At 64.6% G+C, this 12,694-nt stretch carries 8 protein-coding genes and 1 tRNA gene; 6 read left to right on the forward strand and 3 right to left on the reverse strand.

Going from position 1 to position 12,694, the window contains the following annotated elements; all coding sequences use genetic code 11:
- Positions 1–235: 235 nt before the first annotated feature.
- Complete coding sequence (locus BRAD3257_RS28690) at positions 236–2,233, reverse strand: DUF6538 domain-containing protein (RefSeq protein ID WP_122404666.1); 1,998 nt, start codon at positions 2,231–2,233, stop codon at positions 236–238.
- Positions 2,234–2,335: 102 nt separating this feature from the next.
- A tRNA-Gln gene (locus tag BRAD3257_RS28695) sits at positions 2,336–2,410 on the reverse strand.
- A gap of 237 nt (positions 2,411–2,647) precedes the next feature.
- Between BRAD3257_RS28695 and BRAD3257_RS28700 the strand changes: the two genes are divergently transcribed.
- On the forward strand, positions 2,648–4,426 hold the full coding sequence (locus BRAD3257_RS28700) for an acyl-CoA dehydrogenase family protein (protein WP_122404667.1): 1,779 nt from the start codon (positions 2,648–2,650) through the stop codon (positions 4,424–4,426).
- Between the two features lie 133 nt (positions 4,427–4,559).
- Here BRAD3257_RS28700 and BRAD3257_RS28705 read toward each other — a convergent pair whose 3' ends face one another.
- Positions 4,560–5,867 carry an MFS transporter gene (locus BRAD3257_RS28705; protein ID WP_244607729.1) on the reverse strand — a complete coding sequence of 436 codons (1,308 nt, stop codon included), beginning with the start codon at positions 5,865–5,867 and terminating at the stop codon, positions 4,560–4,562.
- A 189-nt stretch (positions 5,868–6,056) separates the two neighbouring features.
- On the opposite strand from BRAD3257_RS28705, the gene BRAD3257_RS28710 reads away from it, so the two are divergent.
- From BRAD3257_RS28710 to dxs, 5 genes are all read left to right on the forward strand, one after another.
- Positions 6,057–6,815 carry an enoyl-CoA hydratase-related protein gene (locus tag BRAD3257_RS28710; RefSeq protein WP_122404668.1) on the forward strand — a complete coding sequence of 253 codons (759 nt, stop codon included), beginning with the start codon at positions 6,057–6,059 and terminating at the stop codon, positions 6,813–6,815.
- 215 nt (positions 6,816–7,030) lie between these two features.
- Positions 7,031–8,686 (forward strand): bifunctional metallophosphatase/5'-nucleotidase, encoded by a 1,656-nt coding sequence (locus BRAD3257_RS28715; protein ID WP_122404669.1) that lies wholly within the window; start codon positions 7,031–7,033, stop codon positions 8,684–8,686.
- A gap of 122 nt (positions 8,687–8,808) precedes the next feature.
- Positions 8,809–9,738, forward strand: a complete 930-nt coding sequence (locus BRAD3257_RS28720; protein WP_122404670.1) for a histone deacetylase family protein — start codon at positions 8,809–8,811, stop codon at positions 9,736–9,738.
- A 74-nt stretch (positions 9,739–9,812) separates the two neighbouring features.
- On the forward strand, positions 9,813–10,064 hold the full coding sequence (locus BRAD3257_RS28725; protein ID WP_122404671.1) for an exodeoxyribonuclease VII small subunit: 252 nt from the start codon (positions 9,813–9,815) through the stop codon (positions 10,062–10,064).
- Positions 10,065–10,690: 626 nt separating this feature from the next.
- Positions 10,691–12,619, forward strand: coding sequence for a 1-deoxy-D-xylulose-5-phosphate synthase (gene dxs, locus BRAD3257_RS28730; RefSeq protein ID WP_122406805.1), 1,929 nt, complete (start codon positions 10,691–10,693; stop codon positions 12,617–12,619).
- Positions 12,620–12,694: the final 75 nt, after the last annotated feature.

A 12,694-nucleotide genomic window follows, 5' to 3' on the forward strand; every position in this document is an offset into this window, starting at 1 on the left:
ATAGCGCGAGCCGAGCAAAAATAGCCGTGCCATGAATGCGTCACGCTGAAATGCAGCAGATTGCAGGCCATCTCAATTTGAAGCGAACTTGGAGCAGATGACTTTGAAACCCCGCGACAACCCGATCGGCACGAGGTTGTCACCCATCTCTTAGGTACGTTTCGTTACCCATGTCTCCGGGCCGGACACGCTGGATCTGGTAGCGGGGGAGGGACTCGAACCCCCGACCCCAGGATTATGATCCCCGTGCTCTAACCAGCGGCTTTTTAGCACGCGATGGCTGGGAGAACGGCGCGACCTGCATGCTTTCGACCCACGGTATCAAGTTCACGGCCTGCGGTTCGAGATGGTCGGTGACCACGTCGAGTTTCATGATGAACTCGAACAGGGTGTCGAGCTCATGGGGCTCGCAGTAGCGCTCGCTGGTCTCGCTGTCGCCGCCATGCCCGAGAAGGTCCGCGCGGTCCTCCTTTGACAGCAGCTTCTTCTTCAGCTGGGCGCCGAAGAGATGGCGCACGGCATGCGCGCCCAGCCCCTCTTCGGTGATTTTAGCTGCCGTGAGGATCGGCTTGAACAGCTTGTAGAAGCGATTGCCGAGTGGCGACCGGGTGCTGGGAGAGTATAGATCGGGGAAGAGGAGCTTGTATCCGAGCGCCTTGATCTTGCTGACATAATCGAGGAAGCCCAACCGGATCAGCTCCGGATGGAGGGGGATGTTTCGCTTCGATTGGGCGTTCTTGATGCGCCGCTGCTCATTGGCCCCGATGTGGATGTACGGTATGCACCCCTCGCGATCGAAGATGATGTCGTCCACCATCGCACCGCAAAGCTCCTCGCGCCGCGCACCGGAGTAGTAGATGAGGATCGGAACGAAGTAGAGCGCGCAATGGAAGATCAGAGCCCCACCCTGCTCGCCCCACTTCCCGAGATCGTCCCAGCCGGCGCAGTTGATGAACGGCGGCGTCTGAAAGATCGCCTTCGCGCTGTCGATGGGGAGCTTGCGCCTCTCGTCGCGGGCGCGCTTGTTCTTGCTGCGGCTCTTTGCGCGCAGTTTGGTCAGATCGATGCTTTCCAGGCTCTTCACACCGCGCGCGATGGCGTGGTCGAAGATCTGGCCGAGGAAGGTCGCATGGCGATTGAGCGTGCCGCCACCGATCCCACGCTTGGCCTGCACGACGGATCGCCCCTTCTCGCGAAGCTGCTCGATCGTCAGTTGCTCGTCCCGCGTCGACTTGCCGTAGTGCTTGTAGATGTCGAAACGCAAGAAATCGACGAACTTGCCGACGTGTTGCTGACGCAGCAGGCCGAGATCGAGAATGCGCTGATCCTGGACCATGAACTTGACGAACAGGTTTGCGATGCTCTTCGCCTGCTGCTGGGTTTTTTCGTCCCAGTGCTCGTCCGCGTCATTCTGCTGGACGACGCGGTCAGCAAATTGGGCGAAGTCGGCCATCGGAATGAACTGCGGGATCGTGGGAGCGTCGACCTTCGGTGGATCGGCGGGGCGATCCACCGAACGATTCACAATCGATGAAGCCGGCGTCGGTGGATCGCTCTCGGCGAGCATCATGCGATCCACCAGCCCGTCGTCCTCGATCCTCGCTCCACCGTAGCGCCGGTCGGACTGGGCCAGCGCCAGCTTCATCCCGCGAAGATAGGTCCCCTGGGCCACGGCGAGATTCATGGCGGTCGGCTTTGCCGCGACGCCCTCGATCATGCCCCGCAGGATGTAGTGCTTCGTCGGGACGAGTTCGTTGACGCGGAGCATGGCCAGGTGGTCCTGGACCGCCTCGATGTCGAGCTCGGAGAGCCCGTCGGCGGCCATGCGCTCGCGATCCTCGTCGCGTACGACGGCCGTGACGCCCTGGGCGTCCAACAGCGCATAAGCCCAATAAGCCCTTTTGTCGTAGGCTTTCGCCTGGGCGACGTCGAAGCCGGGCCCGCTCTTGGCTGCAAGGGCCACCCGGTCGAGCTTGGCCAGATGCCGGTCGACGACGGCATGGAGCATTGTCTCGATTTGAGATCGCGTCAGATGCGGGTCGGCGCCGTCGGCAAACATCGCGATGTCGTCCAAGGTCAGGTTGAGTTGGGTGGCCAGGCGACGGGCGGCAAGGCGGCTCGTCGTCCGAAGGCTCATGGAAAGATGCGGGCGGCCGAAGCGAATGGCAAGCGCACGAGGGGTCCGGCGCCGCCAGTAGTAGACCGCTTCGCGGCGAAAGATGTGGAAAGCCATGGTTCGAGCGACACCCTGTGCAGCAGGAATGTGTCGCAGAGCTGTGCCTCAGCTCCCCAGCCAGGCCGAATTCATCAGGATTTTCAGGCGCGGAGGGCTCTCTGGCTGGGGCGGGAGGGATCGAACCTCCGAATGGCGGAATCAAAATCCGCTGCCTTACCGCTTGGCTACGCCCCAACAGACGGCGAACGGGGTAGAACCGGCTACCGCAGATTCCCGTCGGTCGCAGCCGGTCTATAGGGAGCGGCGCGTCATTTCAACCGTCTGGAGGGGCAAAATACCCCTGGCCCAGTCCGCTGGCGGCCCACACACTATTCCGAGCCCAACGGCCGCCCCGTTCCCGACGTCCACCCAGTTGAGACCGCCCCCGTTTCATGGGAATACGGCGCCAACAATTGTCCTCGGGAGTGAGCCATGACCTACCGCGCGCCGATTTCTGACATGCTGCTGTCGCTCAACCATGGCGCGGGCCTCAAGGCCGCCGTGGAGGCCGGCCATTATGGCGATTTCGACGCCGACCTCGCGGCCGCCGTGCTTGAGGAAGCCGGCAAGTTCGCATCCGACGTCCTGGCGCCGCTCAACAAGGTCGGCGACGAGCACGGCATCAAGCTCGAGGGCGGCAAGGTGACGACCGCGCCGGGCTGGCCTGACGCCTACAAGCGCTGGACCGAGGGCGGCTGGAACGCGGTGTCCGGCCCCGAAGATTTCGGCGGCCAGGGCCTGCCGCTCGCGATCAACGCCGCCTGCACCGAGATCTGGAGCGCGGCCAATGTCGCCTTCGGCCTCTGCCCGCTGCTGACGGCATCGGCGATCGAGGCGCTGGACGCGCATGGCAGCGACGAGCTGAAGAAGATCTATCTCGAAAAGCTCGTCTCCGGCGAATGGACCGGCACGATGCAGCTGACCGAGCCGCAGGCCGGCTCCGACGTCGGCGCGCTGCGCACCCGCGCCGAAAAGCAGCCCGACGGCACCTATCGCATCAAGGGGACGAAGATCTTCATCACCTATGGCGAGCACGACATGACCGACAACATCGTGCATTTCGTGCTGGCGCGTCTGCCCGATGCGCCCGCCGGCACCAAGGGCATCTCGCTGTTCCTCGTGCCCAAGTTCATGGTCAATAAGGACGGCTCGCTCGGGCAGCGCAACGACATCTACGCGAGCGGTGTCGAGCACAAGCTGGGCATGCATGCTTCGCCGACCTGCACCATGACCATGGGCGATCATGGCGGCGCCATCGGCTTCCTGATCGGCGAAGAGAACCAGGGCATGCGCTGCATGTTCACGATGATGAACCAGGCCCGCCTCGGCGTCGGCCTGGAAGGCGTCGGCGTTGCCGACCGCGCTTACCAGCAGGCGTTGTCGTATGCGCAGGAGCGCAAGCAGGGCCGCGCGGTCGGCAAGACGGGCGACGGCTCGGATGCGATCTTCGTGCATCCCGACGTCAAACGCATGCTGATGCGGATGCGGGCGCAGACTGCGGCCGCGCGCACCATCTGCTATGCGACCGCAGTCGCCATCGACGTCTCGACGCGCGCCAAGGACGCGAAGGTGCGCGCCGATGCGGCGGCACGCGCGGCGCTGCTGACGCCGATGGCCAAGGCCTATTCCACCGATATCGGCAACGAGGTCGCCTATCTCGGCGTGCAGGTGCATGGCGGCATGGGCTTCATCGAGGAGACCGGCGCGGCCCAGCACTACCGCGATGCCCGGATCACCGCGATCTACGAGGGCACCAACGGCATCCAGGCGATCGATCTCGTCACGCGCAAGCTCGCGGCCAATGGCGGCGCGGCGGTGTGGGCGCTGCTCGACGAACTCTCCGCGACCGTCAAGCAGGTCGAGGCCTCCAACGATCCCGGTTTCGGCACCACGGGTGCGAAGCTGCGCGAGGCGCTGGAGGCAGTCACGCGCACCAGCAAATGGCTGCTGGAGCGCGTTGCCTCCGCACCAAACGAGGCGCTTGCGGGTGCGACGCCCTACTTGCAACAGTTCGGCGCGACGCTCGGCGGCTGCCTGCTCGCCTCCGAGGCGCTCGCCGCCAAGGCCGAAGCCAATACGGACGCTGCACGCTACGTCGCGCTCGCGCGCTTCTTTGCCGAGAACATCGCGGTGCAGGCGGGAGCGCTCGAGCGCACCGTGACGGAGAGCGCGGAGTCGGTCGCGGCGGCGGACGCGGTGCTGCTGGGGTAAGTGGGCGCGTCGCTCTTGATCCGTCATCCTGAGGTGCGAGGCTCGGGATGCGAACGCATCGCGAGCCTCGAAGGATGAACGGCCGGGATGCAGCTGGGCCGTCGCCCTTCGAGGGCCGCAAGAAGCGGCCACCTCAGGGCGACGTGGATAAATTTGGCGTTTCCTCCGCCCTTCTCCCCGGCCGCCACAGCACGACTCCGGCCGCCACGAGATCGAGCACGACGCACATCGCAAACGCCGTCGTGTAATTGCCCGTGAGGCTGCGCACGAGACCGACGATGCCAGGGCCGAAGGCGCTGACGATGCCGCTGATCGAGGTGCCCAGTCCCATTGCGGCGGCGAAGGCGGCAGCGCCGATCTCGCGCTGGATGATCAAGGGCGGGAACGTGATCATGTTGCCGATTGAAAAGCCGTAAACGGCACAGCAGGCCAGCAGAACGGTCGGACTCGTGCTTTGGAGAAGCACGAACAGTGCCGCCGCCTGGCTCGTCATCGACGCCGCACAGGCGAGCCGCGGATCGAGCCGGTCGACGAACAGGCCAAGCGACAGGCGGCCGACGATCGCCATCGCCGCCATGATGGTCACGGCGAGGCCGGCACTGGCGCGCCCGATCAACGGCTCCAGAAACGTCACCTGGTGGATGATGAATCCCATCTGCGCCAGCAGCGCGATCGCGATCGGCAGCACCATGGTCCAGAACGCCGCATTGGCGAGCAACGCTTTGCGGGGATGGCTTGGTGCGGCCGCACCGCCGGCGCGCGGGCGCCCGCCCGATGCCAGCGACATCCCGGTGGGCCAGCCGATGCAGGTCACGACCACCGGCAGCACCAGCACCATCATCGCGAGCGTGGCCGCCAGCATCGCGGAACGGAAGCCGATGCTGCCGGTCAGCGACAGCAGCAGCGGCGCGAGGATGATGCCGCCGCAGGTCGCGCCGTTGAAGGCGAGGCTGAGCGCTAGCCCGCGCCGGCGCTCGAACCAGGAATTCAGCAGGATCGCAATCACAACGGTGCCCATACCGGTCCAACCGACCGACATCAGCGCATAAGCGAGATAGAGCTGCCATGGCGTCTGCATCAGCGCCAGCAGCACCGTCGAGGCGCCGAGCGCCACCAGGCCGCACAGGATCAGCGAGCGCAACCCGATTCGCTCGAGCAGACCATCGGTGAAGACGACCAGCACGGAGGTCAGGAGAAACGAGAAGGTGCTGGCCGCGGAAACCAGCGTGCCCGGCCAGCCATGGGCACGCTGCAGCTCGGCGAGATAGACCCCCTGGCCGTAGAGCCCGAAACCGAACATGAAGAAGGCCATCAGGAAGCAGGCCAGCACGACGCGCCAGCCGCGGTAGTGCAGCGAGGATTCGTCAATATGGGTTGCCGCAATCGTCAAATCGGGCAGTCCATCGAATGGAACGGGCGCCGGATCGTGCCCCACAACCACCGGTTTTTCAAATGAAACATTGTAGCCAATTGTTGCGAGACGCGACGGCGGCAGGTGCCATGCATCAAACTCATGGGAATTCGCCGCCGAAAGATTGAGCGAGCGCATTGGCACGCCTGTGAGATGATGTAGGCTGTTGCTTCGCGACACTCGCGAGCGGCAAGCGCCGCGGCGCGCAGGGGGGCTCTCATGCCGAATGGCAACATCATCGTCACCGAAGAGCGCGGAACGCGCGTGATCACCCTGCGCCGTCCGGGCAAGAAGAACGCGATCACCCAGGACATGTACCGGGAGATGAGCCGCGCGATCGACACCGCCCAGAACAATCCGGACATCCGCTGCATGATCATCACCGGCGGCTCCGGCGTCTTCACCGCCGGGGACGACATCGACGATTTTCTCCACGCCGACGCATCGCGCCCCGAGATGCTGTCGAACGGCGCCAAATTCCTCTATTCCCTCGCCCTCAATGCCAAGCCGATCATCGCAGCCGTCGACGGCGCCTCGATCGGGATGGGCACCGTGATGTTGTTCCACTGCGACTATGTGCTGGCCTCGAACGCTGCGACCTTCTCCGCACCTTATATCCATCTCGGGCTCGTGCCGGTCGGTGCCGCCAGCCTCCTGATGCCGAGCACGATGGGCTACCAGCGCGCCTTCGCGCTGCTGGTGATGGGCCGGAGCTTCACCGCCGCGGAGGCGCAGGCCGCAGGCTTCGTCAACACCGTGGTCTCGCCGGGACACACCGAGGTCGAGGCGCGCAAGGTGGCGCGCGAGATCTGCCGGCTGCCGGCCGAGGCCGTCGCAACCTCGCGCAAGCTGCTGCGCGCCCCGCCAGAGGAGTTGACCCGCCGCATCGACCAGGAAGGTCATCTGTTCGGCGAGCGACTGAAGTCGGATGAGGCGATTGCCGCGTTCAACGCGTTCGCGAACAGGAAGAAGCGGTAGGCCCCTCCTCCCTCTCTCCTTGTGGGCCAGCGGCGAGACGGGTGAGGGGTATGTCTCCAGCGAACGATGCCGCATCGAGGGCTCGGAGGAGGCCCCTCATCCGTCGCGGACTTCGTCCGCGCCACCTTTTCCCACAAGGGGAGAAGGAAGAAAGTGCGGCACGTTCACGACAATGCTTCGTGAAATCTTCGCGCGGACCGACTAGTGTCGGTTCCATGCGATACCGATCCATTCTCGCCGCACTCGCGCTGACCTACGTCCTTCCCGCCTCTGCCCAGACCGCGGCCCCCGTCGAGCTGCGCATTCTCGCGATCAACGATTTCCACGGCAATCTGCGGCCGCCGCCGGGCGGCATCCGCATCAATGACCCTGAGGACAAGACCAAGAAAGTGATGGTGGCGGCCGGCGGCGCCGAGTACATGGCGACACTGGTGAAGCAGCTGCGCGAGGGGCGCAAGAACACCATCTTCGTCGCGGCCGGCGATCTGATCGGCGCGAGCCCGTTCCTGTCGGCGATGTTCCACGACGAGCCCTCGATCGAGTCGCTCTCGATGATGGGCCTTGCGATCAGCTCGGTCGGCAATCACGAATTCGACGAGGGCAAGGCCGAACTCTTGCGGATGCAGAACGGCGGCTGCCATCCGATCGACGGCTGCCAGGGACCGCATCCCTTCACGGGCGCCAGATTCCGTTACCTCGCGGCGTCCACCGTCGAGACCGCGACCGGCAAGAGCGTGCTGCCGCCCTACGAGATCAGGGAGTTCGACGGCATCCCCGTCGCCTTCATCGGGCTGACGTTGAAGGAAACCGCCGGCATCGTCTCGCCAGCGGGCATTGCCGGGCTCGAATTCCGCGACGAGGCCGAGACGGTGAACGCGCTCGTGCCGCAGCTGAAGGCGCGCGGCGTCGAAGCGATCGTGGTGCTGATCCATCAGGGCGGCGAACCCGCCGGCGACTACAATGAATGCCCTGCCATCACGGGTCCGATCGTCGATATCGTCAAGAAGTTCGACCGCGCCGTCGACGTCGTCGTCAGCGGCCACACCCACCGCGCCTATGTCTGCGATATCGATGGACGGCTCGTCACCAGCGGCGACAAATTCGGCACGCTGGTCACCGCTATCGACCTCAAGCTCGATCCCACAACGCGCGACATCGTCAGCGCCAGGGCCGAGAATGTCATCGTCGCCAACGCTTCGCTGGCCAAGGATCCCGAGCAGACCGCATTGATCGAGGCCTACGACAAGCTCTCTGCGCCGATCGCCAACCGGCCGGCCGGTTCGGTGACGCAGACGCTGTCGCGCGTGCCGAACGAGTCCGGCGAAAGCGCGCTTGGCGATATCATTGCCGACGCCCAATTGCTGGCAACCCGCGATGCGAAGGATAGCAGCGCTGTCATCGCGCTCACCAATCCCGGCGGCATCCGCACCGACATCGTTCCGAAGGAGAATGGCGCGATCACGTTCGGCGATGTCTTTGCCAGCCAGCCGTTCCGCAACCGCCTCGTTACCATGACGCTGACGGGCAGCCAGCTCAAGGACATGCTCGAGCAGCAATGGCTGGACCCGAAGCGGCCGCGGATTCTCCAGGTGTCGAACGGGTTCAGCTATACCTGGGATGCATCAAAGCCATTCGGCGAGCGCGTCAGCCTCGAGAACATGACGCTCAACGGCAGGCCGATCGAAGCTGGAAGCGGTTACCGCGTCACGCTCAACGACTACCTCGCCGTCGGCGGAGACGGGTTTACCGTCGCCAAGCAGGGCACGGCGCCGCAATATGGCGGCTACGACGCGGACGCGCTGTTCGCGTTTTTCCGGGCGCACGGGCCGATCGGCCCGCTACCGCCCACCCGCATCCTGCGCGTGAATTGATCCGGATCAAACGGGCGGCCCTTTGCCATTCCCGGCCAAGCGCTTAGATTGGGTTTTGCATTGCGTTTTGGCGCCCGATGCGCCAACCACGTCAAAAGCCCGCATCCCATGAGGCCGACCTGATGAGCACGCTTCTCCTTTCCCACAAGGCCTGCCTCGACCATGTCACGCCGCCGGGACACCCCGAGAGGCCGGATCGTCTGCGCGCGGTGGAAGAAGCTTTGTCGCACGAGCGCTTCCAGTTCCTGGCGCGCGAGGAAGCGCCGGAGGGCGATCTCGATCTCGTCACGCTCTGCCACAACGAGCATTACGTCACCGAGCTGCGCCACATCGCCCCGACGAGCGGGCAGGTCTATATCGACGGCGACACCTCGATGTCGCCGGGCACCTGGGAGGCGGTGATGCGCGGCGTCGGCGGCGCGGTGGCGGCGACCGAAGCGGTGATGGCGGGCCAGCATCGCAACGCATTCGTCGCGGTGCGCCCGCCCGGCCATCATGCCGAGATCGGCAAGCCGATGGGCTTCTGCTTCTTCGACAACGTCGCCATCGCCGCGCGCCATGCCCAGCGCAAATACGGCATCAAGCGGGCGGCCATCGTCGATTTCGACGTGCATCACGGCAACGGCACGCAGGACATCTTCTGGTCGGACCCGACCGTGATGTACTGCTCGACGCACCAGATGCCGCTGTTTCCAGGGACCGGCGCGAAGAGCGAGCGCGGCGACCACGACACCATCGTCAATGCGCCGCTCGCCTCCGAGGACGGCGGCCCGGAATTCCGCTCCGCGTTCGAGAATCTGATCCTGCCGCACCTCGAAAAATTCAGCCCCGAGCTCCTGATCATCTCCGCGGGCTTCGACGCACACTATCGCGATCCGCTGGCTTCGCTGAACCTGCGCGCGGAGGATTATGCCTGGGTGACGCGCAAGCTGATGGATCTCGCCGACAAGACCGCCGGAGGCCGCATTGTTTCGGTGCTCGAGGGCGGCTATGACCTGCAAGGACTGAAAGAATCTGTTACGGCGCATGTCAGCGCCCTGATGGGCGCTTGACGCACCCGCCACATTACGCCCGCAAAACTCTGCTTTCTCCAAGGTGAAAGCGAATCGGGCAATCGGAAACGGATATGGCCGAAAATACTCAAATCGACGTCTCCAGGCTCACCTTCGAGCGCGCGATCGAGGAACTCGAAACGATCGTGAAGCGGCTCGAAGAGGGCAAGGTGCCGCTTGAGGAATCCGTGACGATCTACGAACGCGGCGAGGCCCTGAAGCGGCGCTGCGAGGAATTGCTGCGCCAAGCCGAGGCGCGCGTCGACAAGATCACCACCGATGCCAGCGGCCAGGCCACGGGCACTGCTCCGCTCGACGTCCAGTAATCGTCCGGAGTGAAGCCTAGACTTTCCCGCTCAGTCGCCCGACGACGCAGGGCCCCCGCGAGACGCCTTCACGGGCGCGTGGACGCCGCTTCGTTTTCAGGATTGCACGGCGCCGTTCTCGAAAAGCATCGCGGTTTCCGTGCCGGCGGATCGATGCCGTCCCCTTCCAGAATCGGCCGTTGAGGGCGAAAAAGCTCTCATTCAGGCCAAAAAAGCCTGCCAGGGAACGAGCAGGGCCGGAGCCACTTATCCCGGGCTACGGTTAACCAATGTGGCCCGCCAGTTACACCTGCATACCCACAATCGGTCCGGCGGGTTGGCTTTGGCCCAAGCTTTGGTGTAAAGCTGCGCGGAGTGTGGCTTTTTGCAAGCCTTGCGTGGGCACCGATCACCGACGACAAGCGCTTCAAATTGCTAATGAAATTGGCTTGGGACGGACGAAGCCGATCTGAGTGACAGGGATCACAGAGACTGAACCGGAGCGCACCTAAGCTTACCTAAGCTTGAAGACGGGGCATTCCCCGTGCAGGTGGCTCCGACGGTTTGAGGACTCGCGCTGCGCCGATATTGTGCAAACCCATCGCGCACCGGAATGACCTTCCGGCGCTGACAAATTGGAAATCGCCGTGAACGCATACAGTAAGACGCCGCTTCTCGACACCATCCGGACGCCGGAAGACCTGCGCAAGCTCAAGGTCGAGCAGATTCGCCAGGTGGCCGACGAGCTGCGGCAGGAGACCATCGATGCAGTCTCGGTGACCGGCGGTCACTTCGGCGCAGGCCTCGGCGTGGTCGAGCTCACAACCGCGATCCACTACGTCTTTGACACGCCGCGCGATCGGCTGATCTGGGACGTGGGCCACCAGGCCTATCCGCACAAGATCCTCACCGGCCGGCGCGACCGCATTCGCACGCTGCGCACCGGCGGCGGCCTGTCCGGCTTCACCAAGCGCAGCGAGAGCGACTACGATCCGTTCGGCGCGGCGCATTCCTCGACCTCGATCTCCGCCGGCCTCGGCATGGCCGTGGCGCGCGACCTCTCCGGCGGCAAGAACAACGTCATCGCCGTGATCGGTGACGGCGCGATGTCGGCCGGCATGGCCTATGAGGCCATGAACAATGCCGGTGCGATGAACTCGCGCCTGATCGTCATCCTCAACGACAACGACATGTCGATCGCGCCGCCGGTCGGCGCCATGAGTGCCTATCTGTCGCGGCTCTACTCGGGCAAGACCTATCGCACGCTGCGCGATGCCGCCAAGCAGATCAACAAGCGCCTGCCCAAGATCCTCGCCAACCGCGCCAATCGCGTCGAAGAATATTCCCGCGGCTTCATGATGGACGGCGGCACGCTGTTCGAGGAGCTCGGCTTCTACTATGTCGGCCCGATCGATGGCCACAATCTCGACCATCTGCTGCCCGTGCTGAAGAACGTCCGCGACATGGAGACCGGCCCGATCCTGGTCCATGTCGTGACGCAGAAGGGCAAGGGCTACGGCCCGGCGGAAGCGTCCGCGGACAAGTACCATGCCGTCGTCAAGTTCGACGTTGCGACCGGCACCCAGGCCAAGGCCAAGCCGAACGCGCCGGCCTATCAGAACGTATTCGGCCAGAGCCTCGTCAAGGAAGCGCAGAAGGACGACAAGATCGTCGCCATCACCGCGGCGATGCCGTCGGGCACCGGCGTCGACATCTTCAACAAGGCCTTCCCCGACCGCACCTTCGACGTCGGCATCGCCGAGCAGCACGCGGTGACGTTCGCCGCCGGTCTTGCGACCGAAGGCTACAAGCCGTTCTGCGCCATCTACTCGACCTTCCTGCAGCGCGGCTACGATCAGATCGTGCATGACGTCGCGATCCAGAGTCTGCCTGTCCGCTTCGCGATCGACCGCGCGGGCCTCGTCGGTGCCGACGGCGCGACCCATGCCGGCTCGTTCGACAACGCCTATCTCGGCTGCCTGCCGAACATGGTGATCATGGCGGCGGCGGATGAGGCCGAGCTCGTGCACATGGTGGCGACCCAGGTCGCGATCAACGACCGTCCGAGCTCGCTGCGCTATCCGCGCGGCGAAGGTCGCGGCGTCGAGATGCCCGAGGTCGGCATTCCGCTCGAGATCGGCAAGGGCCGCATGATCCGCCAGGGCAGCAAGATCGCCCTGCTCTCCTTCGGCACCCGCCTCGCCGAATGCGAGAAGGCCGCTGATGAGCTTGCCGCCCACGGCCTGTCGACCACGATCGCCGATGCGCGCTTCATGAAGCCGCTCGACACCGAGCTGGTGCTCAAGCTCGCGCGCGACCACGAGATCCTGATCACGATCGAAGAAGGCTCGATCGGCGGCTTCGGCTCGCATGTCGCGCAGTTCCTGACGGACCAGGGCGTGCTCGATACGGGCATGGTCAAGTTCCGCTCGATGGTGCTGCCCGACGTGTTCCAGGACCACGACACGCCGGCGGCGATGTACGCCCGCGCCGGCCTCGACGCCAAGGGCATCGTCGCCAAGGTGTTCGAGGCGCTCGGCAAGGATGTGAAGACCGAGACGGTCAAGCTGGCCTGATGGTTTCACCTCTTCCGCTTCTCTTGCGGGAGAGGTGACGCTCAGCTTCGGGTGAGGGCTTTCTCCTGTAGAAAG

This window comes from Bradyrhizobium vignae, assembly GCF_900324035.1.
Classification (GTDB): Bacteria; Pseudomonadota; Alphaproteobacteria; order Rhizobiales; family Xanthobacteraceae; genus Bradyrhizobium; species Bradyrhizobium vignae.

Coding starts and splice junctions, on each gene's coding strand:
- BRAD3257_RS28715 (WP_122404669.1), top strand. CDS start 7,031: ATGCGATACCGATCCATTCTCGCCGCACTCGCGCTGACCTACGTCCTT.
- BRAD3257_RS28690 (WP_122404666.1), bottom strand. CDS start 2,233: ATGGCTTTCCACATCTTTCGCCGCGAAGCGGTCTACTACTGGCGGCGC.
- BRAD3257_RS28700 (WP_122404667.1), top strand. CDS start 2,648: ATGACCTACCGCGCGCCGATTTCTGACATGCTGCTGTCGCTCAACCAT.
- BRAD3257_RS28720 (WP_122404670.1), top strand. CDS start 8,809: ATGAGCACGCTTCTCCTTTCCCACAAGGCCTGCCTCGACCATGTCACG.
- BRAD3257_RS28725 (WP_122404671.1), top strand. CDS start 9,813: ATGGCCGAAAATACTCAAATCGACGTCTCCAGGCTCACCTTCGAGCGC.
- BRAD3257_RS28710 (WP_122404668.1), top strand. CDS start 6,057: ATGCCGAATGGCAACATCATCGTCACCGAAGAGCGCGGAACGCGCGTG.